This is a genomic window from Shewanella sp. 125m-7, from assembly GCF_052977045.1.
Genome location: NZ_JBRILQ010000048.1, coordinates 1 through 22,880, shown reverse-complemented (window position 1 = coordinate 22,880; position 22,880 = coordinate 1). Strand labels below are relative to the sequence as shown.

The following is a 22,880-nucleotide window of genomic DNA, read 5'->3' as shown; positions in this document are numbered from 1 at the left end:
ATCAGTACTCACAATGGGTGTTAGCTATCAGTATTAGCGAGATTAGCAGCCTTAAAGTATCGGCAGTAAATCCAGTGGGTGCTGTAGAACAGTGATATGCCGATCATATCAGCAATGAAATCTGCAACGGAGGCGCTGCGGTAAGATAACTGTGATTGCACTATTTCAATAAAAACCGCGTAACCGGCTAAGATCACCGCAAGAGTGTACCACTTTGGCTTAAATGCTAAAAAAGTAAGGTATGACAAAACAAAGAAGCTGCCAACATGACCTATTTTATCGAAATTGGGGATCCCTGTTGGATAGTAGTTTGGCTTTGAGAAAACCAAGTAACTCACTAAGATGAGTGTTATCGCCAGTGCCCATTTGAAAACTGATTGTCTATTTATCACGTCGTATGCATTTTTGTAATTTGTCTTAATCATAAGAAAAGCAGCAGATAAAGTCACCAATAACGCCAAATTTAGTAAGATTTTCTTGTTTATTTACTTCAAGTTCTAGGGCTCAATGCGTAAAATACGGCCACAAACATTTTTTAAGGACCAAACTTATGCCTTCAATGGATATTGTTTCAGAAGTAAATGAAGTTGAACTGCGTAACGCGGTTGATAATTCAGTGCGTGAATTGAAAGGCCGTTTTGACTTTCGCGGCAAAGAAGCCAGCATTGAATATAAAGATCACGTGGTAACACTAACGGCTGAAGATGACTTTCAGTGCCGTCAGTTAGTCGATATTCTGCGTATGCAAATGAGTAAGCGTGATGTCGATCCTAAGTCGATGGATGTTGACGAAAAAGCGGTTCACAGCGGTAAAACCTTTTCTTTAAAAGTAAAATTTAAAGAAGGTATTGAAACCCTAGTGGGTAAGAAGCTGGTTAAGTTGATTAAAGACAGCAAGCTTAAGGTGCAGGTATCGATTCAAGGTGATTCGGTTCGCGTGACAGGCAAGAAGCGTGATGACCTGCAACAGGTAATGGCACTGGCTCGTGAGTCTGAGCTTGGGCAGCCGTTTCAGTTTAATAATTTCCGCGATTAATCGTTTTCGCAGCTAACGTGTAAACTTGATTTTTCTGCGAAGAAGAATATTAAAGACGCTTAAAAAATTGCATTTTAAGCGTCTTTTTTATTCTAAGAGCTCACCTTAATAAGTCTCGGTAACTCAATAGAGAACAAATCTCTTTAGACGCTGGACTCTTTACTTACATCATTTGGCTCTGCTACATCTTGCTCTGTATGGCTTGGGTTTGGGGCATACTTTTGTACCAGTATAATAAGCCCAAGCACAGGGAAGCCAATCAAACTCGCAGCTATAAAGAAGCTGACATAATCATAAGCATCGATATAAGCGCCAGAAAAACCGGCAATAAACTTAGGGAACAGCAGCATAATCGATGACAGTAATGCGTACTGAGTCGCGCTGTAGCCGCTACTTGTTAAGCTCGACAGGTAAGCGATAAATGCTGCTGTAGCAATACCCGCACTGAAATTATCCACTGAAATCGCAAAGGTTAAGAAGCTGACATCGTAGCCAATCACAGCTTGATAGGCAAAAAGCAAGTTAGTCACCGCCACCAAAAAAGCCCCTAAAAAAAGTATTTTCATGGTGCCATAACGGGCAATGAGTAGGCCGCCAGCGCCAGCGCCTACCAAGGTCATTATCAGGCCATATATTTTACTTAATGTGGCGATTTCGGTTTTCGAGAAGCCCATATCTACGTAGAACACGTTAGCCATAATCCCCATTACAATATCTGAAATACGGTAACAAGAGATTAGTAATAAGATAAGAATTGCGCTGCGACCATAACGCTTAAAGAAATCGATAAACGGCAGCACACTCGCGGTATATAGCCAAGACAAACTGGCGGCGACAATCTTAGGATAACGCGCTGCAAATTTAACCTTTAACTCGGCCTCTTTCTCGTCCGCTTCTTTAGTTTCAACTATGGGCTCTTTACAAAATAGCGTAGTTAACATACCGATAGACATGAGACCTGCCATCACTATGTAAGCGGTTTGCCAAGACACTAAGCTGTAGGCCTCACTATTAGGTTCTATCCATGCGGCTATGGTTAATGCGCCTGCGGTCGCAACAATCATGGCGCTGCGATAGCCAACTTGATAGGCTGCGGCAAGTGCAGCCTGCATTCTTACCGGCGCTGACTCAATACGAAATGCATCGATAACAATATCTTGGGTGGCAGATGCAAATGCGACCATTAAGGCAAATAGAGCAAGTCGCTCTAAATCGGCGAGGGGATCGCTTTGACTCATGCCGATAATAGCTGCAACAAGTAGTAGCTGCGCGAACATCATCCAGCCACGCCTGCGACCTAGTAGCCGAGTCAATATTGGCAGCGACATCCTGTCGACTAGCGGCGACCAAGCCCATTTGAAACCATAAGCTAGTGCTATCCAGCTAAAGTAGCCAATCGCTGTTCGGTCAACTCCGGCTTCTCTGAGCCAAAATGACAGGGTAGAGAAAACCAGCATCAAGGGTAAACCGGCCGAAAAACCAAGTAACAACAAAACGAGAACGCGTTTATGGCAATAAATTGAGGCGGCGTCTTTAAAGCGCTGAGAAAAAGAGGGCACGGATGCTGAAGACATAAATGAGCTTTGCTGGAATAGATGCGTTTAGCTTACGGCTGAGCGAGGTTAGGTTCAAGAGATTAATCTCAATGGGGCTTGATTTACTTTAAGAGCAGACAATAAAAAAACCAGACCGAAAATAGAAGTCTGGGTTTTGGTAGAGCCAAGTTAGCTCTTTGTGTGGATATTAATTGTATGGATGCTAAGGTCTGATCCCGATACAGCCTTGAGGGATTTGACCACCAATACTCAGGTAGTCACAGCAATCGTGGATCTGCTTTCGCAAAAACTGATTACCTCGAATAGCCCAACTAGGCCATCTGTCAAAGGCATGTAATAGGTGCCAAAACACACGCTCCATATCTGTTTGCGCATCACCCTGATGATTGTACATCTGCCATTCTTCAAGGGTGTCCCATAGATATAACTGGATCTCATTGAAATCGAGTTGATCACTCAAAAACGCTTTTCCATAGAAAGCCAGTTGGGGCGCCTTACCATCAATGAACTCATCCGCTGTCATTGAGCCGCCTCCTTTACTTAACGAAATAAGTATAGGCAGGAAGTTAGAACTTTTGCTCAAAAAAATTCAAACTATTTCAAATTATTTCAACATTAACATTGGCAATTCATACTTAAGTTAGTCGCGTGGCAGCAGGGTCGCCTTCTTAAGCACTATCTCCTCAATCGGAAAATCAGGCCACTCTATCTTGGTGTTAAACTCGGTGGGTACCAGCGACATTGCTTGTAAGACTTCCATGCCAGAGGTCACCTCACCAAAAACGGCATAGCCCCAACGACGAGAAGAGGGATCTAACTTTTCATTATCGACTACATTGAAATAGAACTGGCTGGTGGCCGTGTGCGGCTCGGCTTCTCGTGCCATTGCGATAGTGCCCGTTAAGTTAGATAGACCGTTCCCCGATTCGTTAACGATGGGTTTTTCTGTCGGTCTTTCTTCTTTGTGTAAATCTAAGCCGCCTCCTTGTACAACGAAATCACTAATTACACGATGAAATAAAGTGTTATCGTAATGACCTTTGACGACATAGGTGAGAAAGTTATCAACGGTAATGGGGGCGCGGGTTCTATCTAGCTCAACCACAATTTTACCCATGCTGGTATCGAGTTCTACCTGGGGATAAAGCGTATTCGGTTGAATGTCGACTGCATAAGAGATTTGGCTTGCCGTTAATAAGACAAGTGATGTTAATGCCTTTGTTATCCAAGTTTTCATAGTGTTCCTTTTAATGGCAAGTTGAATACAGCAAGCCTTGAGTTATGTTTATTGCTGAATGAACTGGTTAAGCTCAGGATCGTTAATAATGTCGCGGGTTAACTCACCAAGTAGTTTGTTCATTTCTAGCTCAAGCGTAGCAAAGTCGGCGCTAAACGGGCCTTTTAATAACCCTTTTGCGCGATAACGTTTGGTCAGTTCCTGATTGGTGTTCTTCGCGATCACATTGATGATAATTTGGCTATTGGCTTCAAAACCAAATGTACCCTCATCTACGTCGGTTAATAATTGCTCTAACTGTATTTGCATATGATTGACTGAACTTGGGTCAATTCGGTATCCCGCCTGGGTAAAACCATCTCTAAATACTTGATCCATCTGTACTCGAGGCGCTTCCGTTGGGCTGACTAAGCGTGCAGCTTTATCGCCATCATTAAAGCGGACGATAAAGTTGGCCGAGCGGGTATCAATCGTTTCTAGTGCTACGGGAAGTTCAGCTTCTGTTTGCTGAGTAATCGTTGGTACTTCAGGATTTAATGCAATATGAGAAGGACCTTGACTGGCACAGCCTACCATTGAAATAGCGGTGGTTATAAGTAAAAGTAAACGTTTCATTATCACTATCATAGACAAAATTTTAGATGGCATCAGCATACCAGAAGATGTAGGTGATACCAGAATTTGCAATAACTTTTTATTGCACAAGTCATTTGAAGCGCGAGTTATGTAGAGTCATTGATTCAGTTCGGCTTCAGCTTGTTCAGGTAGCATTTTAGATAAGGTATTTTGTTTGTTATTTATTGTTTTGGTTTGGTGGTATTTATGCGGTTTCTATTCGCTATAGGTTTTATTGCATCTATTTTTTGTCCCCCAACGTGGGCAGAACACATTGTGGGCGGCAATATAGGGATCGGATTTCAAGATTTTGAATCTATAAGTGGTGAAGATGTTGGGATGAGCGACAACATCAGTACCGACTTATTTTACCGCTATATGATGTCTGAACATTTCGGTATTGAAGCTGCGATATTTGCAGGAACGGGTGGCATGTTAAATACGCTAACAGGGGCTTTGTTTGACGTGAAAGATATGCGTTATACCGGAGTGAGAGGGGCGATATATAGCCAAGTTTACCTTTCTAATTCCAATAAGTTATTTGCCAAACTCGGTGTGCGCAGTCGCATCTAGAATACAAGGTGCATAATATACCCAAGCCACCTGAAGATGCAGGGTTCAGTGGGAATTTAATACGCTTTAAGCAAGGCATTGATTGCAGTTAATGCTTGTTCCCTTAGCAAGATCAATAACGCAGCAGAAAGTGCATTAAACCTCATCGAAGAAGGCTTTGCGCAAGCCCACTTCGTTGTTGCACTAGCTTAAAAGGGAGTTACCATTCCTACGCTAATACGCCTAGAATTGAACTCGCGTAAGGCCTCTGAAATGAGCATGTTCAAGTCGTTTGGGTATATATGGAATCAGCAACCCACTCGTAACGTATCGAGCCATGGTTCGGATATTTTTATGGCATTGGGCTGGGGAATGGATTTTAAGTCAGGAATAGGGGTAACAGCTGAGTATCAATACATACCTATCCAAGAGATGACGGTAAACCAAGTATCAGTTGGTTTTAATTATCGATTCTGATTTTACCCGGCTGTTTACATTTTTATTACAAAAAGAGTTTGAATCACTTTTAACCTGAGTGAGTTCCAGTTAGAGTAAAAGGTCAAATTTGATTCTGGAACTTAAGTTTTATGCCCACCAAAAATGTGCCATGGTTCCCTAACATACTGACCAGTTCAGCGGCTCCGCAAAGTTTGATTGATGAGCATGGCAGTGCCGTTTACGGCCATTTCGATGGTCCCGTTACTAGTTTGGACGTAGAGCGGTTTAAATTCTTCGACGAGATGGACAGGCCCGCATCAAGCTGGGCTAAGTATTTTTCCTATAAGCAGTTCCAGTTTGTTAGCATAGTGACCCCCCATTACGTTATTGGAGTGGCGCTGGCTGATATTCGCTATGTGGGCAGTGCTTTTTGTTATCTCTATGACATTAAATCTAACCAGCTGCTAGAAACGAGCTGGCTTAAGCCGCTAGGCTTAGGTTATCAGATGTCTGACTCCCCCATGCAGGGGACGGCCAAGATAAAAAGTGGCAAAGGTCAGTTTCAGTTCGATATTGAGCAAGGCCTGTGGCGGATAAGGCTTAATACCTTAGGAATTGAGGCCGATTTAAGTCTACAGCCAGAGCCGTTAAGCCTGCCCATGGCGATGTGTAATCCAACGGGATATAGCGGCTGGACCTATACCCAAAAACATAACGCTTTAAAAGTGAAGGGCAGCCTAGTCATAAATCATGAACCGCAGCCATTACAAAGAGTGACGGCTGGGTATGATTTTAGTGCGGGTTTTATGCGCCGTGAAACCAGTTGGCGCTGGGCAAGCATTAACTGTTTAACAGAAAGTGGCAGCCTCGGATTGAATTTAGCTGCAGGGGTTAATGAAACAGGCTGTCACGAGAATGTGTTTTGGCACAATGGTGAAAGGCACCTTCTTGGGGCTGTGCATTTTGACTTTATCCGTCAACGAAATAAAACAGAAACCGCAGGCCGTTGGCGAATTTATTCAGATAATGGTCAAGTTGAACTGACTTTTACACCGAGAAATTGCCGCCAAGAGAAGCTAAATCTGTTGCTGTTAAAGAGTAATTTTAGGCAGTATTTAGGTCATTTTGACGGCTGTATTATTGATAACTTTGGTCAAAGGCATCAACTCGATAATGTGCTTGGGCTAACGGAAGATCATTTTGCACGTTGGTAGTTACATTGGTAGTTTAGTCATGCCGCTAGCGTTAATGGTGTTTAGGCTTAGCTATACACTAAAACGAATAATGAAGTCTCAAACTTAAATATTACTCAGTGCTATAACAGATATAAAGCTTACCTTAATCTAAGAAGAACAATGAGATATATGGACAGTTAAACCCTGTAATAAGGGATGTAAAGGATAATATAAGGATATAAGATGGATTTTAATTCACTGATCGCTAACCCCGAAGTGCTACTACTGGTACTGGCCCCCATTTTCTTCGTCTGTATTTTACTCGAGTGGTATATGGGTGATAGGAAAAATCGCTTACCCCTTAACGCCCGTTACCACTTGCCAGAGGTGTTGTGTAACTTTGGTCTTGCGGCAATGCATCAGCTAACCGATATCCTTACGGGCTTGTTGATTGCCAAGTTATATCTGATGTTCTTTGGCTGGCGCTTATTTGATATTCAAATGAACGGCGCCACCTTTATTGCGCTCATGGTGGCGCAAGACTTCTGCTATTACTGGTTCCATCGTGCGAGTCATCGCATTCGTTGGATGTGGGCTGCACATGTGGCTCATCATAGTTCCGAGAATATGAACTTTAGCACCGCGTTTAGGCAAAGCTTAATGTACCCAATGGCGGGGATGTGGATATTCTGGCTGCCGCTAGTCATCGTCGGCTTTGACCCTAATTGGGTGGTGTTTGTGGTATTGCTGAATTTGGGGCTGCAGTTCTTTGTTCACACTCAGGCGATTAAGTCTTTAGGCATTTTTGAATGGCTGATTAATACCCCCTCTCATCATCGAGTACATCATGGCCGAAATCCACAGTACATAGATAAGAATTATGCGGGGATTTTGATTATTTGGGATCGCATCTTTGGCACGTTTGAAAAAGAAGTTGAAACCGTTGAGTACGGCATCACTAAGCCTATTAACAGTTTTAACCCGCTGGTGGTGACCTTTACTGAGTGGCGAGATATGTTTAAGGAGGCATTTGCCGCCAACCTCAGCCCTAAACAAAGGCTCAAGGTGTTATTTGCTCCGCCAGCGACAGCGGTCTCACCGGAAAGTGAGCAAGACCTTAATGTGCCAAGTAGTAACAAGCAAGCACATGATAAAGATATCGATAATAGACAAGAGACCGAACATGACGAGCGGGTTACAGAAGTTAAACTGTGAGTTAAGCTGTAACACGACTGCGCAATAGAACTGGTCTATACAATGTGGCTAAGTAAGATATAAAAACGGTGAGCTATAGGCTCACCGTTTTTGTGTTTGCATCGCGTCTATTTATCTCTGCCAAGAGTTAAGTAAATTATCCTTTTGGCTTACCGTATAAAGCGCTTTGCGGGTGTGGCACTTGAGTGTCAGCCTCAAGCTGTGGTTCTTGTTCAAAACCGGCATCAGGTTCTTGGGCCTTTTGACTGATTTTTTGTGCTTGTAAAATAACAAACTTACCGTTAGATGCGACAGTCGTACAGTTCTTGAAAATACGCTGTAACTTAACGTGATATGCCAAGTGACGGTTACCTACCACATGTAAAATCCCACCATTTTTCAAACGTCTAAAGGCATCTAAGAACATCTGCCAAGCGATGTGGTCGGTAATGGCTTCACCTTGATGAAACGGTGGGTTACACAAGATTAAATCCGGACGAACTCCTTCACTCATATTGGTTAAGCAATCATCCCAGCCAAAGGTGGCTTGCTCACCGACGAGCGCAGGATTATCTAATTTATTGAGTGCCCAGTTTTCTCTGGCTGAGGCAACGGCCATTTCAGAGTCATCAATAAAGTGGACATAAGCCTCTGGGAAGACCTGTTTTGCATGCAGGCCTAAAATACCGTTACCACAGCCTAAATCGACTATCGATTTGAATTCGCCTTTAGGCATGTTATCGAGCATGATCCGAGCGCCAATATCGAGTTTGTTGGCGGCAAAGACATTACTCAGATTGCTGATCTGTAAGTTAAACTCAGGTACCGACCAGGTCGTTACTTTTGGTAACGCGCGCACTTTGCCATCGCTGATACAGGTGATAACACGGGTCTTTTTCCACGTTAAGCTAGCATTTGCCGGCCCAAGATGTTGGCTAATTGTGTCTAATAACGACTTATTAATCGATTTAGCTTTAGCGCCTATTAATACCTGTGTTCCAGCGGGTAACACTTGTGACAATCTACTCAGCTGGTGGCTAAAATAGTTTAGGTTTTTAGGTAACTTCATCAATACCAGTTCAAGCCCATGAGGTAACTCATCACGGCTATTGACCCAGGTAAGTGTGTCAGTCGGCAACTGATTACGGCTAAGGTTTTGCGTGGTGCCCAATAAACTGGTTTTAGCGTCTGTTTCCAGTGTAAGCGGCCAGCTAGAGTCGATTGACAATAGACCTGCGCTTAATGCACCAAAGCTATCATTAACAATTGCGGTATTAATGCTTGGCTGCTCGGTATCGATCACATGCTTAATAAGGTGCTCATCGGCGGCGTCCCACGCCTGCAGATTCGATTCTTGTCTGCTAGGGTAACGGAAGAGTTCGAGTTCAATACCCGATACAGAAAATTGTGTCGTCATATGCCAATCAGTACCAAATAAATTAGGGCGCATATTATCGCAGATTTATGATCTCAGGTATATGATGTGAATAATGATATCTGCTGTTAACGGCTAGGAGAGGCGATGAAACAAGACAATTTAGGACTTGATACGCCTATTTTATCCGATATCGAACTGTTACAAGAGGAGACCCTTAGCGCGAGTACCCCAGACTTAGCACCTTGCACTTTAGTAAAGGGGTACCTTAATCATGCACAGCAAGAGGCACTGATTAATGAGGCTAAGCAATATCCTTTTAGGCAGCCCGAAGTGCAAGTTTACGGTAAATATCACCGGATCCCTCGTCATCAGGTGTGGTTTGCCGATAATGGTTGTGACTATTTTTATTCTGGTTTGTTTATTGAAGCGCTTCCATGGCCTAAATATGCCTATAAATTGAGGCTAAAGTTAGCTCAAGAATTCGGATTAAATAGTAATGGTGTCTTGGTTAACCAATATATGGATGGGCATGACTCCATGGGGTGGCATAGTGATGATGAAAAAGAGATTGAGCCTAGAAGCGATATTGCTTCAGTTACCTTAGGGGCAAGCCGTGACTTTTTTATTCGCCATAAAAAGACTCAACAAAAAATAAGTTTATCTCTTGATAGTGGGGACTTACTTATTATGCATTGGCCCATGCAAAAAGAGTGGCAACATTCACTCCCTAAGCGATTAAAGGTGACAGAGCCAAGGTTAAACTTGACCTTTAGACGCTTAATTGTCGGTTTTCATCAGACAGCTTAATAAATAGGTAACAGAGGGGGAGGGACAAATTCTGTTCTAATCGATATCGATAGCGCTGCGAGTTGATCTTTAAAGGTTATCGCAGTAACCTGCCGCAGTCGCATTTATGCTTATTGAGAACATCGTTATGTCAGTTGAACAGATCATTACCGAAAAACTCACCGCTGCACTTTCGCCGTCACATCTTGAAGTGATTAACGAAAGTCATAATCATCACGTGCCACCAAACTCTGAGACACATTTTAAAGTGATCATTACCAGTAGTGAGTTTGAAGGCAAGCGTCTTATTGGTCGTCACCGTGCTGTAAATGAGGCATTGGCTGACGAATTTACTCAAGGTCTGCATGCACTGTCGATGCACACTTATACTCCAGACGAATGGGCGGCTGAAATTGATGTCCCTGTTTCGCCAAAATGTAAGGGCTAATCTAACCAAGATAAGCTGTTTACTTGATTGCTTATACCACAGCTAAGGCTGTGGTTTTTTGTATCTGGCTATCGCTACCAAGCTTGCTCTAACGGCTTAACCTAGAGTCATCGCGAACGGGTTTTAGTATGAAAAAAGTTTATGGTGCTGAATATTGACTACTAGACTTGAGTGCGTAAGTATCACTTAATAACAGAAGATAATTACAGCGTTTAGGCCGTAATTTACAATAAGCTCATCATGGACTAAGCGTTAATCGCATGAGCTATTAGGGCGAATTTGGAGAATTGAAATGCCGTTATTAGATAGTTTTACCGTTGACCATACTCGAATGAATGCACCAGCTGTGCGGGTCGCTAAATCAATGGCGACCCCCAAAGGCGATACGATAACGGTATTTGACCTACGTTTTTGTGTTCCTAATAAAGAGATTTTGAGTGAACGCGGCATTCATACTCTTGAACATCTATTTGCCGGTTTTATGCGTGACCACTTAAATGGCGACAGTGTTGAGATTATTGATATCTCTCCTATGGGCTGCCGCACGGGCTTCTACATGAGCTTAATCGGCACACCATCGGAGTCTACCGTTGCCGATTCATGGCTTGCGGCAATGCAAGATGTGCTAAAAGTTGTGGCACAATCTGAAATCCCTGAGCTTAATAAATATCAGTGCGGCACTTATGAAATGCATTCTCTTGAGCAAGCCAAAGAGATCGCGCGTAACATCATTGCAGCTGGGATCAATGTTAATCGTAACGACGATTTAAGTTTGAGTGAAGCGATCTTAAACGGTCTTTAATCGACAAATTGATGTTTATTGTATTCAAAAAGACGGCTTAGGCCGTCTTTTTTTGTATTTGAGTTAAGTCTGTATTTTAGAACTTTTAGCGTTTTTTATCGATAAATGGTCGATTTTATTGTTTTTATGCTGCGCGCTTTTGGTGTAATTGGATTGGTTTGCTCTGCTTCTCATCCACCTCTGTTTTTGGTTAAATTAAGCCTAATTACACCTTAAATTATCGATTTAGACCAGATATTAGCTGGAATTGGTTTTTGTGAGAGCGATCTTGTTAGGCTAAATAACCAGCACTTAGAAAAATCTTTAATTTTTATTATTTCTTGTTTGTTACCGATTAAACTTCAGTGTCAAAAGTTAATTAACCTCTTTAATTGTATGGGGAATGTGGCTTGCGACTATATTAATAGATTCTTAATCTACGCTGACATTTAAGCTGTTTGTTCTCAAAACATTTGTAACCTTTTAAAACAGTCACATTTTTCATGGCGAGCTTGTGATATTTGCGGTAAAATGCGCGCGATCAGCGTGATTGCGATCGCATTTTAGTGATAAATCTGCGCTAGCTCAACACGGATTAGAGGTTTGTTTAAAAACTTGTGTGTTTAGCAGGAACGCGGCGCATTGTCTTTCCTTCATAACGTAGTGCTTGTGGATATGATTACAATAAAGAAAGGATTGGACCTACCTATTGCAGGTGGGCCAGAGCAAGTTATCCATGATGGTAAAGCCATCAAACATGTAGCTATTTTGGGTGAAGAGTATATTGGCTTACGTCCTACCATGAAAATAAAGGTAGGGGATAAAGTTAAGAAAGGTCAGGTTCTTTTTGAAGATAAAAAGAACCTTGGCGTGATATATACAGCTTCAGCCAGTGGCACAATTTCCGAAGTTAACCGGGGCGCTCAGCGTGTTCTGCAGTCTGTTGTTATAGAAGTTGAAGGAGATGACTGCATCTCTTTTGCTAAATATGACGCCACTGCTATCGACACACTTGAGACTCAGCAAGTACGTGACAACCTGATCCAATCAGGCTTGTGGACGGCTTTGCGTACGCGTCCTTTCAGTAAAGTACCAGGCGTTGATTCAACAGCAGCGGGTATTTTCGTCACCGCTATTGATACTCAACCTTTAGCAGCAGACCCTGCTATCGTGATTGCAGAGCATAAAGCTGACTTTGAAAACGGCCTAAAGGTTCTATCAAAGTTAACCGAAGGTAAGGTTTACCTGTGTAAGGCGCCAGGAGCTGATATTCCAAGCGCTAACGCTCAGGTTGAAGAGTTTGCCGGTCTACATCCTGCAGGATTACCAGGCACGCACATTCATAACCTATTACCAGCTTCAGCAACCAGAACCGTATGGCATATCAACTACCAAGATGTGATTGCAGTTGGCCAGTTATTTGTAACGGGTGAACTTAATACTCAACGTGTAGTGGCTATTGGTGGCCCTAAAGCCGTTAAACCTCGTCTAGTACGTACCCAAGTGGGTGCAGCGATGGCGCAGTTAGCCCAAGGCGAAGCGTCGGAAGGTAATGTTCGTATTATCTCAGGTTCAGTGTTAAACGGACGCAACGCTATTGGCCCTCACGCTTACCTAGGTCGTTACCATAACCAAGTGAGTTTGTTGGAAGAAGGTACAGAGAAAGAGTTATTCGGCTGGGCTATGCCTGGCAGTGATAAATTCTCTATTACTCGTGCGTTCCTCGGGCATCTTTCATCTTCTCGCATGTTTAACATGACTACGAGCACAGGTGGTTCAGATCGCGCTATGGTACCAATTGGTAACTATGAACGTGTTATGCCACTAGACATTCTTCCTACCATGCTACTTCGTGACTTAGTGTCAGGCGACTACGATGGCGCTGCAACACTTGGTGCATTGGAGTTGGATGAAGAAGATTTGGCACTGTGTACTTTCGTATGTCCTGGTAAATATGACTATGCGTCATATTTACGTGACTGCTTAGATACGATCGTGAGGGAAGGCTAATGGGTTTAAAACAGTTTTTCGAAAATATTGAACCGCAGTTTGAAAAAGGCGGTAAATATGAGAAGTTTTATGCACTTTTCGAAGCTGCATATACAGTCTTCTACACCCCAGGTCTAATAAACAAAGGGCGTACCCACGTTCGCGATAACTTAGACCTAAAGCGTATGATGATTATGGTTTGGGCATGTGCATTCCCGGCAATGTTTGTCGGTATGTACAACGTAGGTTTACAAGCTCAAGACGCATTAGTAGCAGGCTTTGCTACTCCTGATACGTGGCAAGTTGCTTTGTTCGGGCTGTTTGGTACAGAGTTGACCGCCAATTCAGGTATCGCCGCATTAATGTGGTACGGTGCTTGTTGGTTCTTACCTATATATGCAGTGACATTCGCTGTCGGTGGTATATGGGAAGTGCTGTTTGCGTCAGTTCGTGGCCATGAAGTTAACGAAGGTTTCTTCGTTACCTCAATCCTTTTCGCACTAACACTGCCAGCAACAATTCCATTATGGATGGTTGCACTAGGTATCACCTTTGGTGTGGTTGTGGCGAAAGAGATCTTTGGTGGTACAGGCCGTAACTTCCTAAACCCTGCATTGGCTGGTCGTGCTTTCCTATTCTTTGCTTACCCGCTAAATATGTCAGGTGATACTTCTTGGGTTGTTGCTGATGGCTTCTCTGGTGCAACTGCACTGAGTCAGGCGGCGCAGGGCACATTAGAATACGGTCTAACGACAGACTGGTGGAATGCATTCTTCGGTTTCATTCCTGGTTCTGTGGGTGAAGTATCGACATTAGCTATCTTAATTGGTGGCGCAGTTATCATCTACACCCGCATCGCTTCATGGCGTATCGTTGGTGGTGTGATGGTCGGTATGATTGCGGTTTCTTACCTGCTGAACTTCATCGGTAGTGACACCAATCCCATGTTTGCTATGCCTTGGTACTGGCACCTTGTATTAGGTGGCTTTGCGTTCGGTATGATGTTTATGGCGACAGACCCTGTTTCAGCGTCTTTCACTAATAATGCGAAATGGGCCTACGGTATCTTAATTGGTGCTATGGCAATTTTCATTCGTGTTATCAACCCTGCTTTCCCTGAAGGCATGATGTTGGCCATCTTGTTCGCTAACCTATTTGCTCCATTATTTGATCATTTCGTGGTTCAGTCGAATATCAAGCGGAGGATTGCTCGTGGCTAGTAATAAAGATTCGTTCGGAAGAACGCTGTTTGTCGTTGTTGGTTTATGTTTCATCTGCTCAATGTTCGTTTCGACGGCAGCAGTATTATTGAAACCTATCCAACAAGAAAACAAACTACTTGATAAGCAAAAGTATATTCTTGAAGCGGCTAATTTGATTTCGACTAAAAATGCTGAAGTGTCTAAAGCTGACATTTTGGCGCTTTACGACAAGCATGTTGTCGCAAAAGTGGTTGCACTGAGTACTGGTGATTTCGTTGAGGGTGTTGATGGCAACACGTTTGACATGAAAAAAGCCGCTCGTGATCCTAAGTCATCTTTTGTGCCTAAAAACGATATCGCATCGGTAAAGCGTGTTGCTAATGATGCTGTTGTCTATTTAGTTAAAGACGATGCCGGTAATCTGGTTAGCGTTATCTTGCCGATTAAAGGCTATGGCCTGTGGTCAACCATGTATGCATTCTTAGCATTAGATCCTGATCTGAATAGTATCCAGAACTTGGTTTATTACGACTTTTCTGGCTCAGGTGAAACACCTGGTCTAGGTGGAGAAGTACAAAACCCACAATGGGTCGCTAAGTGGCAAGGTAAAAAGTTATACAACGATAAGGGCGAGCTAGCGATTACTGTCACTAAAAACCCGGCTATTGCAGAAACTGTTTATGGTGTTGATGCCCTTTCAGGTGCAACACTAACCAGTAATGGTGTGCAGTATTCGTTGGAGTTTTGGTTAGGTAAAGAAGGTTTTGAACGCTTTATCGACAAAGCCCGAGATGGAGGACTGAGCTAATGGCTGATGCTAAAGAACTTAAACAGGTTCTAATCGGACCTATCGTCAGCAATAACCCGATTGCTTTGCAAATTTTGGGTGTATGTAGTGCCTTGGCTGTAACCAGTAAGATGGAAACAGCATTGGTAATGACGATTGCACTGACTGCGGTATGTGCTCTATCGAATCTATTTATCTCATTAATTCGTAATCACATTCCAAGCAGTGTACGTATTATCGTGCAGATGACGATTATTGCTTCATTGGTAATCGTGGTTGACCAAGTACTGCAAGCTTACGCTTATGATGTTGCTAAGCAATTATCTGTATTTGTTGGCTTGATTATTACTAACTGTATCGTAATGGGCCGTGCTGAAGCTTATGCGATGAAGACGCCTCCTATGATGAGCTTCATGGATGGTATCGGTAATGGTTTAGGCTACGGTGCAATCTTGTTATCAGTTGGCTTCGTACGTGAATTGTTTGGTAATGGTTCATTATTTGGCGTTGAAATCTTAAGCAAGGTTTCAGACGGTGGCTGGTATCAGCCGAACGGCCTATTGCTGCTGCCTCCTAGTGCGTTCTTCTTGATCGGTGCATTGATCTGGATTATTCGTGTGATGAAGCCAGAGCAAGTTGAAGCGAAAGGATAAGCATAATGGAACATTATATTAGTCTATTAATTCGTTCTGTTTTCATTGAAAACATGGCGCTATCCTTTTTCCTTGGTATGTGTACATTTCTTGCGGTATCTAAGAAAGTAAAAACAGCCATGGGTCTAGGTGTTGCAGTTATCGTGGTACTGGCTATTTCAGTGCCTGTTAACCAAATTATCTATCAAAGTCTTCTTGCCCCAGGCGCATTAGCGTGGGCGGGGGTTCCAGATGCTGACTTGAGCTTCTTGAAGTTCATCACCTTTATCGGTGTTATCGCAGCTTTGGTTCAGATCCTTGAGATGGCATTGGATAAGTATTTCCCACCGTTATATAACGCATTGGGGATCTTCCTACCGCTAATCACCGTAAACTGTGCCATTTTCGGTGCCGTTTCTTTCATGGTTGAGCGTGACTACAACCTTGGAGAAAGCTTGGTGTTTGGTATCGGTTCTGGTATCGGTTGGGCGTTAGCACTTGTGCTGCTTGCTGGTATCCGTGAGAAGTTAAAATATGCTGATGTTCCTGATGGGCTTCGCGGCTTAGGTATTACCTTTGTTACCGCTGGTTTGATGGCTCTAGGTTTCATGTCGTTCTCAGGTGTGTCTCTGTAAAGGGGCACCATAACGACGTCTTAATTTGAACCTTTAAGGATAAGTTAATGGGTATTCTTGAATCTACTCCAATCGATGTGTATCTCGGTGTGAGTATGTTTACCGTGATTGTATTGGTCTTGGTTTTGGTGATTTTATTTGCCAAATCTAAGCTAGTTGCAAGCGGCGATGTCACTATTGGCATCAACGATGATGCTGGTAAAGCAATTAAAACGGCAGCGGGTGGTAAGCTACTGGGTGCACTAGCAGAGAGCGGAATTTTCGTTTCGTCTGCATGTGGCGGCGGTGGTACTTGCGGTCAGTGTAAAGTCCACGTTAAATCAGGTGGTGGTGATATTCTACCAACTGAATTGGACCATATCAGCAAAGGTGAAGCTCGTGGCGGTTGCCGTTTATCTTGTCAGGTAAACGTTAAAACTGACATGGAGATTGAACTTGAAGAAGAGATCTTTGGTGTTAAGAAGTGGGAATGTGAAGTTATCTCTAACGATAGCAAAGCCACTTTCATTAAAGAGCTTAAGTTGCAAATTCCTGATGGTGACTCAGTGCCTTTCCGTGCGGGTGGTTACATTCAGATTGAAGCGCCTGCGCACCACGTAAAGTATGCAGATTATGATATTCCTGCAGAGTACCGTGGCGACTGGGAACACTTTGGTTTCTTCAACTTAGAGTCTACCGTTGAAGATGAAACAATCCGTGCATACTCCATGGCGAACTATCCTGAAGAGGAAGGGATCATCATGTTGAACGTACGTATTGCGTCGCCTCCACCACGTAACCTATCTCTGCCTTGTGGTAAGATGTCATCGTACATCTTTAGCCTAAAAGCGGGCGATAAGGTGACAATTTCTGGTCCATTTGGTGAGTTCTTCGCAAAAGACACCGATGCCGAAATGGTGTTTATTGGTGGTGGTGCAGGTATGGCGCCAATGCGTTCACATATCTTCGATCAACTTAAGCGTCTTAACTCGAAGCGTAAGATCAGCTTCTGGTACGGTGCGCGTTCTTGCCGTGAAATGTTCTATGTTGAAGATTTCGATGGCTTAGCGGCTGATAACGCCAACTTCCAATGGCATGTTGCTCTATCTGATCCACAGCCAGAAGATAACTGGGGTGGATACACAGGCTTTATTCATAACGTATTGTATGAGAACTACCTACGTGACCATGAAGCACCTGAAGACTGTGAGTACTACATGTGTGGCCCACCAATGATGAACGCTGCTGTAATCGGTATGCTTAAAGATCTTGGTGTCGAAGATGAAAATATCCTCTTGGATGACTTCGGTGGCTAACCCTTCTCTTATTGGAGATCTAGGTCAATATGTTTAAGACCTTAGTAAACTGGCTGGCCCTTATCGGGTTAGCCTTTTTTATTTCAGCTTGTACTAAACAAGCGGAAGTGATTTCATTGTCTGGCAACACCATGGGCACAACTTATCATATTAAAGTTGTCCCTAACGACAAGATGCCAGATGTTCAGTTACTGCAAGCAGAGATCGATTTAGCCTTAGAGAAGGTTAACGATCAAATGTCGACTTATCGACCTGACTCTGAGTTATCAAAATTTAATCAGATGACTCGAAATGATAAGGTCGAAGTGTCTGCAGATACCGCTAAGGTAATTGCTGAAGGATTAGCATTATATAAAACCACTAACGGCGCATTAGACATCACGCTAGGCCCATTAGTGAATTTGTGGGGCTTTGGCCCAGATAAAAGGCCAACACAAATACCAACGCAACAAGCGATAGATAAGGCAATGCAGCGCACTGGGATTGAGGCGATTGCGGTTGATGGTAATAGAATCAGCAAACAAGACCCTGATATCTATGTTGATCTTTCTTCTATTGCAAAAGGCTTCGGTGTTGATAAAATAGCCGCCTTACTAGACAAGTATAATCCGACTGGATATTTGGTCGAGATTGGCGGAGAAATAAGCCTACGCGGCACTAAAGCCGATGGGTCATTATGGCGCATTGCGATTGAACAGCCAGGTGATAGCGGTAATGGCGTGCAGCAGGTTATTTCGCCTAAGAATATGGCGATGGCGACATCGGGTGATTATCGTAATTATTACGAGGAAGACGGACAGCGTTTTTCACACCTGATCGATCCACGCACTGGCTACCCAATAAACCACAGATTAGCGTCGGTTACCGTATTGCATGAAGAGTCAATGATTGCAGATGGCTACGCAACCGCTATGATGGTATTAGGTACACAAGCATCACTAGAGCTTGCTAAACGTGAGCAGCTAGCGATAATGCTTATTGAAAAGCAAGATGATGGCTTTAAAGTTTTCTATAGTGAAGCTTTCAAACCTTTCGTTACTCAGTAGTTGGAGTCGAATATGAGCACATTTATTGCGGCTTTTGTCGTGTTATTAGGTTTCTTTTTCTTGATGTCGATAGGCTATTTAGTCAAACGACAAGCTGTTGCCGGAAGCTGCGGTGGTCTAGGCGCACTCGGAATTGAGAAAGCATGTGATTGTGATGATCCATGTGATAAGCGTAAAGCTAGAATGGCAGAACAAGAACGCCGAGAAAAGTTAGAGCAGAACCGCATTATCTAGTTCTGTTGATGGTTCGGTGATTAAGGCTCCTTGGTAGGGGCCTTTTTTATATCTTTTTTATCTAAAGCTTTCGTCTGTTACATCCCGCATGGCAGCTTGTGAGTTATGTATCTTATATTGTGTTTGAGTTTTTTTATTTCTCTCCCGACTAAGCCCCTCGTTTCGCAGTACAAATTAGCGATTTAATCGCGCTAGCCACTTGTTAAGAACTGTAGTACTAATGAGAATTATTTTTCTTAATAAATTATTGAAATATAATGTTTATTTGAACTTGGTTGTTTTTTGTTCTAGCTTGTAAAGATTGATATAGATCAATTTAACTAAGGATGAACAGATGAAAGGACAACCTAAGGTCATTAGTCAGCTCAATAAGGTGCTGACCAGCGAGCTTACAGCTATCAATCAATACTTTCTCCATGCACGCATGTATAAGAATTGGGGCTTAGGTGAGCTCGATGAGAAAGCCTATAAGAAATCCATTCAAGATATGAAGCATGCCGATAAGTTAATTGAGCGGGTGTTGTTCCTTGAAGGGTTACCAAACCTACAGCAGCTAGCTAAAATTCGTATCGGCGAACATAGCCAAGAGATGCTTGAGTGCGACAAAGTCATGCTTGAAGAGGAACTTGTATTGCTTCGTGAGGCTATCGCTCTGTGTGAGTTAGAGGCTGACTATGTTAGTCGAGATATTTTAGAAGATTTACTAGAAGATGAAGAAGAGCATTTAGATTGGTTAGAGGCGCAATTAGAGCTTATCTCATTAACCGGTATTCAAAATTACTTGCAGTCTAAGATGGGCTAACTGGAGAGCATTATGAAAGGTAACCAAGAGGTCATCGACACACTCAATCAATTGCTTACTGGTGAGCTATCTGCAATGGATCAGTACTTTGTCCACGGTTTAATGTTTGAAGACTGGGGGCTCAACGAGCTACACGAGCGGATCTCCCATGAGTCAGATGATGAACGTGAGCATGCGAAAAAGTTGGTGCAAAGAATACTGTTTTTAGAGGGGACGCCCGATGTGGCTAGTCGTGAGCCACTCAATATCGGCAAAGACACGCAAGAAATGCTCAAGAATGACTTAGCCTATGAATATCAAGTCGCCGATAACTTACGTAGCGCAATTGCTTTGTGTGAGCTCAAAAGTGATTATGAGAGCCGAGAGATTTTAGAGGTGCTGCTCGAAGAAACTGAGGCAGACCATATGTATTGGCTTGAAAAACAACTTGGATTGATTGATAAGGTGGGCTTACCAAACTACCTCCAGAGTAAGATGTAAGTGATACAAACAATGATTTAAAAGAGGCGTTATACAGCGGCAATACTGGTAAGTTAAGCCCCCACCTGATTAATCAACAAAAACTAAGAACCCAGTTTAAGCTGGGTTCTTTGTATTAAAAGCTATAAACCACGAAGCGCTCGCTTCGTTTGCTACACGCAGGACATGAAGAAAAGAAAAAGCGGGGTGGTTTTTCTTCGTCTCTCCGTGTCCTCTGTGGTCCACTGTTATCTTTCGAAGTCATCATATTTTCTCTGAGTAACTGCCTTAAGTGAATGGCATCAGTTATACAGCGACTCTTTTTTTACGATTTTTAACTCAGCTCTCTCTTTTTGGTACTCTAATTGAGATCATTGATCATTGATCATTGATTATTGTTCGAACGGCCTTATACAGCCTAGATTCAGCTCCACCGCGTTAACCTAGCATTAGACTATGCAGTTATTATTTTTGCTCGTGCTACGCGCGGGTAAAGCCGCGGGTGAATCCACAGTTCATCATCAGTCGCATAGCCATTTTATCTGACTGCTGGGGGGCGGGCGATGTTAGTTTCATCTCAAACAAATAGGACTCAGCTAGATGCTGATAATCAGTTTCAGCTTGAATACTTGCTATGGGTTATTGAGCGACTTGAAACACAAGTTTCCGACGAGAAAGTATCGGCAGGTGTAACCCTTGCGTCATCTCCTGGTATCAGCTCAAATGCGGTTTTATCTACTGAAGAGCTAACCATGTTGACTCAGTTATACCAATCTTACTAACAATGTGACCCGTTCAGAGCCTCTCAAGTAGGTTATAGCTTGTTTTTTGCTCTCGGTTCTCTGGCGTGGCATTGAGTATGTGTGGTTTATATTGAATACTGTTTTTATATACAGTAATATTCTTTTCGGAGGATATTGGCTTGCAAAAAATTATTCACGTCGACATGGATTGCTTCTACGCCGCAGTTGAAATGCGCGACTTTCCAGAATTAAGAGGAAAACCTATTGCCGTGGGAGGGCGCAGCGATCGTCGTGGGGTGATAAGTACCTGTAATTATGAAGCGCGAGAGTTTGGCGTGCGCTCAGCCATGGCATCAGGCTATGCCCTCAAGCTTTGCCCTGATCTGATATTAGTACCGGGGCGAATGCAGGTCTATAAAGATGTCTCGATTCAGATAAGAGCCGTATTTGAACGTTATACCGATTTAATTGAGCCTTTGTCTCTGGATGAAGCGTATTTGGATGTAACCGATAGCCCGCACTGCAAGGGCTCTGCAACCTTAATTGCCGAGGCTATTCGTGCCGACATCTTGGCCGAGACGGGGCTGACGGCATCAGCCGGGATCGCGCCCGTTAAGTTTCTTGCCAAGATAGCCTCAGATCTAAATAAACCTAATGGACAGTATGTGATCCGCCCAGACATGATTAATGAGTTTGTTAAAACCTTACCACTGATAAAAATTCCAGGTGTTGGCAAGGTTACCGCTAAAAAACTAGCCGATTTAGGCTTGCATACCTGCAGTGATGTACAGGCATATCCCCCCGCGCAGCTGATTGAGCGTTTTGGAAAATTTGGAAGTGTGCTGATAGAGCGCGCTAAAGGGGTCGACAAGCGGGGTATTTCCCCTAATAGAGAGAGAAAGTCGGTTGGTGTTGAAACCACCTTAGCCAAAGATATCCACACGCTAGAGCAGTGCCGAGCCGTGATGCCTCAGCTAATTCAAGAGCTAGGTGCACGAGTGAGTCGTAGCGCCAAGGATAGGACTATCCACAAGCAGGTGGTTAAAATTAAGTTTGAGGATTTTAAACAGACAACCATCGAGCATCGCAGTGATGAAATCTCGGTAAACTTGTTTTATCAGTTACTCGAACAAGCAATGGAGAGGCAGCATGAGCGCGGCATTCGCCTCTTGGGTGTATCCGTTGGACTCGCTTCTAATCGTGTCGCTTCCGAGCAAGACGAAGTAGATAGCTCGCAATTGGATTTAGGCTTTTAGATGTATAGCCAGAAATGGCTCATTAGATATAATAAAGGCCACTTATTGCGAAGCGGCCTTATTCATTTCAACTAACTCAAAACTAATAGTAATTGATTAGTCTTTAGCCGGTGTACGTTCTAGTACGGCTAATAACAGCTTCCAGTATTGGCCAACTGTGGTGATGTTAACTTTTTCATCAGGGCTGTGCGGGTAACGAATGGCTTATGGGTCAAACGGCAATCGACACCCTTTCTTCTGTTAGAAATAACAAAGGCCACTTATTGCGAAGCGGCCTTATTCATTTCAACTTACTCAAAACTAATAGTAGTTGATTAGTCTTTAGCCGGTGTACGCTCTAGTACGGCTAATAACAGTTTCCAGTATTGGCCAACTGTGGTGATGTTAACTTTTTCATCAGGGCTGTGCGGGTAACGAATGGCTTATGGGTCAAGCGGCAATCGACACCCTTTCTTCTGCTAGAAATAACAAAGGCCACTTATTGCGAAGCGGCCTTTTGACTATTCAAGGTTGATTAGCCTTTGACTGGTGTACGCTCTAGTACGGCTAATAACAGTTTCCAGTATTGGCCAACTGTGGTGATGTTAACTTTTTCATCAGGGCT

At 43.2% G+C, this 22,880-nt stretch carries 26 protein-coding genes; 20 read left to right on the top strand and 6 right to left on the bottom strand.

Annotated elements, in window-relative coordinates:
* Positions 1 to 20 precede the first annotated feature (20 nt).
* Complete coding sequence (locus tag ACVBIL_RS17860) at positions 21 to 425, bottom strand: VanZ family protein (RefSeq protein ID WP_447168304.1); 405 nt, start codon at positions 423 to 425, stop codon at positions 21 to 23.
* 125 nt (positions 426 to 550) lie between these two features.
* Here ACVBIL_RS17860 and ACVBIL_RS17855 point away from each other — a divergent pair, with 125 nt between their 5' ends.
* The gene (locus tag ACVBIL_RS17855) at positions 551 to 1,036 is read left to right on the top strand and encodes a YajQ family cyclic di-GMP-binding protein (protein ID WP_447168303.1); all 486 of its coding nucleotides are present in this window, start codon (positions 551 to 553) and stop codon (positions 1,034 to 1,036) included.
* A 143-nt stretch (positions 1,037 to 1,179) separates the two neighbouring features.
* Here the strand turns inward: ACVBIL_RS17855 and ACVBIL_RS17850 are convergent, their stop codons facing one another.
* The 4 genes from ACVBIL_RS17850 to ACVBIL_RS17835 all read right to left on the bottom strand — a co-directional run bounded on the left by ACVBIL_RS17850 (position 1,180) and on the right by ACVBIL_RS17835 (position 4,444).
* On the bottom strand, positions 1,180 to 2,610 hold the full coding sequence (locus ACVBIL_RS17850; RefSeq protein ID WP_447168302.1) for an AmpG family muropeptide MFS transporter: 1,431 nt from the start codon (positions 2,608 to 2,610) through the stop codon (positions 1,180 to 1,182).
* A gap of 184 nt (positions 2,611 to 2,794) precedes the next feature.
* On the bottom strand, positions 2,795 to 3,115 hold the full coding sequence (locus ACVBIL_RS17845) for a hypothetical protein (protein ID WP_447160165.1): 321 nt from the start codon (positions 3,113 to 3,115) through the stop codon (positions 2,795 to 2,797).
* Between the two features lie 117 nt (positions 3,116 to 3,232).
* Positions 3,233 to 3,817, bottom strand: coding sequence for a peptidylprolyl isomerase (locus ACVBIL_RS17840; RefSeq protein ID WP_447168316.1), 585 nt, complete (start codon positions 3,815 to 3,817; stop codon positions 3,233 to 3,235).
* Positions 3,818 to 3,877: 60 nt separating this feature from the next.
* Complete coding sequence (locus ACVBIL_RS17835) at positions 3,878 to 4,444, bottom strand: YajG family lipoprotein (RefSeq protein ID WP_447168301.1); 567 nt, start codon at positions 4,442 to 4,444, stop codon at positions 3,878 to 3,880.
* 207 nt (positions 4,445 to 4,651) lie between these two features.
* Between ACVBIL_RS17835 and ACVBIL_RS17830 the strand changes: the two genes are divergently transcribed.
* The 4 genes from ACVBIL_RS17830 to ACVBIL_RS17815 all read left to right on the top strand — a co-directional run bounded on the left by ACVBIL_RS17830 (position 4,652) and on the right by ACVBIL_RS17815 (position 7,824).
* On the top strand, positions 4,652 to 5,017 hold the full coding sequence (locus tag ACVBIL_RS17830; RefSeq protein ID WP_447168300.1) for a hypothetical protein: 366 nt from the start codon (positions 4,652 to 4,654) through the stop codon (positions 5,015 to 5,017).
* A 252-nt stretch (positions 5,018 to 5,269) separates the two neighbouring features.
* Positions 5,270 to 5,473, top strand: coding sequence for an outer membrane beta-barrel protein (locus tag ACVBIL_RS17825; RefSeq protein WP_447168299.1), 204 nt, complete (start codon positions 5,270 to 5,272; stop codon positions 5,471 to 5,473).
* A gap of 110 nt (positions 5,474 to 5,583) precedes the next feature.
* The gene (locus ACVBIL_RS17820; RefSeq protein ID WP_447168298.1) at positions 5,584 to 6,648 is read left to right on the top strand and encodes a DUF2804 domain-containing protein; all 1,065 of its coding nucleotides are present in this window, start codon (positions 5,584 to 5,586) and stop codon (positions 6,646 to 6,648) included.
* A 204-nt stretch (positions 6,649 to 6,852) separates the two neighbouring features.
* On the top strand, positions 6,853 to 7,824 hold the full coding sequence (locus ACVBIL_RS17815; RefSeq protein WP_447168297.1) for a sterol desaturase family protein: 972 nt from the start codon (positions 6,853 to 6,855) through the stop codon (positions 7,822 to 7,824).
* Between the two features lie 136 nt (positions 7,825 to 7,960).
* Here ACVBIL_RS17815 and ACVBIL_RS17810 read toward each other — a convergent pair whose 3' ends face one another.
* Positions 7,961 to 9,220: a methyltransferase gene (locus ACVBIL_RS17810; protein WP_447168315.1), complete on the bottom strand. Its 1,260-nt coding sequence runs from the start codon at positions 9,218 to 9,220 to the stop codon at positions 7,961 to 7,963.
* Positions 9,221 to 9,325: 105 nt separating this feature from the next.
* Between ACVBIL_RS17810 and ACVBIL_RS17805 the strand changes: the two genes are divergently transcribed.
* From ACVBIL_RS17805 to dinB, 15 genes are all read left to right on the top strand, one after another.
* Complete coding sequence (locus tag ACVBIL_RS17805) at positions 9,326 to 9,988, top strand: alpha-ketoglutarate-dependent dioxygenase AlkB family protein (protein WP_447168296.1); 663 nt, start codon at positions 9,326 to 9,328, stop codon at positions 9,986 to 9,988.
* Between the two features lie 127 nt (positions 9,989 to 10,115).
* A complete protein-coding gene (locus ACVBIL_RS17800; RefSeq protein ID WP_447168295.1) occupies positions 10,116 to 10,415 on the top strand; it encodes a BolA family protein in 300 nt (99 codons plus the stop codon).
* 292 nt (positions 10,416 to 10,707) lie between these two features.
* Positions 10,708 to 11,217, top strand: coding sequence for an S-ribosylhomocysteine lyase (gene luxS, locus ACVBIL_RS17795; protein ID WP_447168294.1), 510 nt, complete (start codon positions 10,708 to 10,710; stop codon positions 11,215 to 11,217).
* 654 nt (positions 11,218 to 11,871) lie between these two features.
* Positions 11,872 to 13,206 carry a Na(+)-translocating NADH-quinone reductase subunit A gene (locus ACVBIL_RS17790; protein ID WP_447168293.1) on the top strand — a complete coding sequence of 445 codons (1,335 nt, stop codon included), beginning with the start codon at positions 11,872 to 11,874 and terminating at the stop codon, positions 13,204 to 13,206.
* The gene (locus ACVBIL_RS17785) at positions 13,206 to 14,405 is read left to right on the top strand and encodes an NADH:ubiquinone reductase (Na(+)-transporting) subunit B (protein WP_447168292.1); all 1,200 of its coding nucleotides are present in this window, start codon (positions 13,206 to 13,208) and stop codon (positions 14,403 to 14,405) included. The genes ACVBIL_RS17790 and ACVBIL_RS17785 overlap by 1 nt, the downstream gene beginning before the upstream one ends.
* A complete protein-coding gene (locus ACVBIL_RS17780) occupies positions 14,398 to 15,195 on the top strand; it encodes a Na(+)-translocating NADH-quinone reductase subunit C (protein ID WP_447168291.1) in 798 nt (265 codons plus the stop codon). The genes ACVBIL_RS17785 and ACVBIL_RS17780 overlap by 8 nt, the downstream gene beginning before the upstream one ends.
* Positions 15,195 to 15,827 carry an NADH:ubiquinone reductase (Na(+)-transporting) subunit D gene (locus ACVBIL_RS17775; protein ID WP_447168290.1) on the top strand — a complete coding sequence of 211 codons (633 nt, stop codon included), beginning with the start codon at positions 15,195 to 15,197 and terminating at the stop codon, positions 15,825 to 15,827. Before ACVBIL_RS17780 ends, ACVBIL_RS17775 begins: the two co-directional genes overlap by 1 nt.
* 5 nt (positions 15,828 to 15,832) lie before the next feature.
* Complete coding sequence (gene nqrE / locus ACVBIL_RS17770; protein ID WP_447168289.1) at positions 15,833 to 16,441, top strand: NADH:ubiquinone reductase (Na(+)-transporting) subunit E; 609 nt, start codon at positions 15,833 to 15,835, stop codon at positions 16,439 to 16,441.
* 47 nt (positions 16,442 to 16,488) lie between these two features.
* Positions 16,489 to 17,736, top strand: a complete 1,248-nt coding sequence (gene nqrF, locus ACVBIL_RS17765; RefSeq protein WP_447168288.1) for an NADH:ubiquinone reductase (Na(+)-transporting) subunit F — start codon at positions 16,489 to 16,491, stop codon at positions 17,734 to 17,736.
* 29 nt (positions 17,737 to 17,765) lie between these two features.
* Positions 17,766 to 18,782, top strand: coding sequence for an FAD:protein FMN transferase (locus ACVBIL_RS17760; RefSeq protein ID WP_447168287.1), 1,017 nt, complete (start codon positions 17,766 to 17,768; stop codon positions 18,780 to 18,782).
* A gap of 12 nt (positions 18,783 to 18,794) precedes the next feature.
* Positions 18,795 to 19,016 (top strand): (Na+)-NQR maturation NqrM, encoded by a 222-nt coding sequence (nqrM, locus tag ACVBIL_RS17755; protein WP_012156314.1) that lies wholly within the window; start codon positions 18,795 to 18,797, stop codon positions 19,014 to 19,016.
* Positions 19,017 to 19,350: 334 nt separating this feature from the next.
* A complete protein-coding gene (gene bfr / locus ACVBIL_RS17750) occupies positions 19,351 to 19,818 on the top strand; it encodes a bacterioferritin (RefSeq protein ID WP_447168286.1) in 468 nt (155 codons plus the stop codon).
* Positions 19,819 to 19,830: 12 nt separating this feature from the next.
* Positions 19,831 to 20,298: a bacterioferritin gene (gene bfr, locus ACVBIL_RS17745; protein ID WP_447168285.1), complete on the top strand. Its 468-nt coding sequence runs from the start codon at positions 19,831 to 19,833 to the stop codon at positions 20,296 to 20,298.
* Positions 20,299 to 20,840: 542 nt separating this feature from the next.
* On the top strand, positions 20,841 to 21,059 hold the full coding sequence (locus ACVBIL_RS17740) for a hypothetical protein (protein ID WP_447168284.1): 219 nt from the start codon (positions 20,841 to 20,843) through the stop codon (positions 21,057 to 21,059).
* A 140-nt stretch (positions 21,060 to 21,199) separates the two neighbouring features.
* Positions 21,200 to 22,276 (top strand): DNA polymerase IV, encoded by a 1,077-nt coding sequence (gene dinB / locus ACVBIL_RS17735; protein WP_447168283.1) that lies wholly within the window; start codon positions 21,200 to 21,202, stop codon positions 22,274 to 22,276.
* The last annotated feature ends 604 nt before the right edge of the window (positions 22,277 to 22,880 follow it).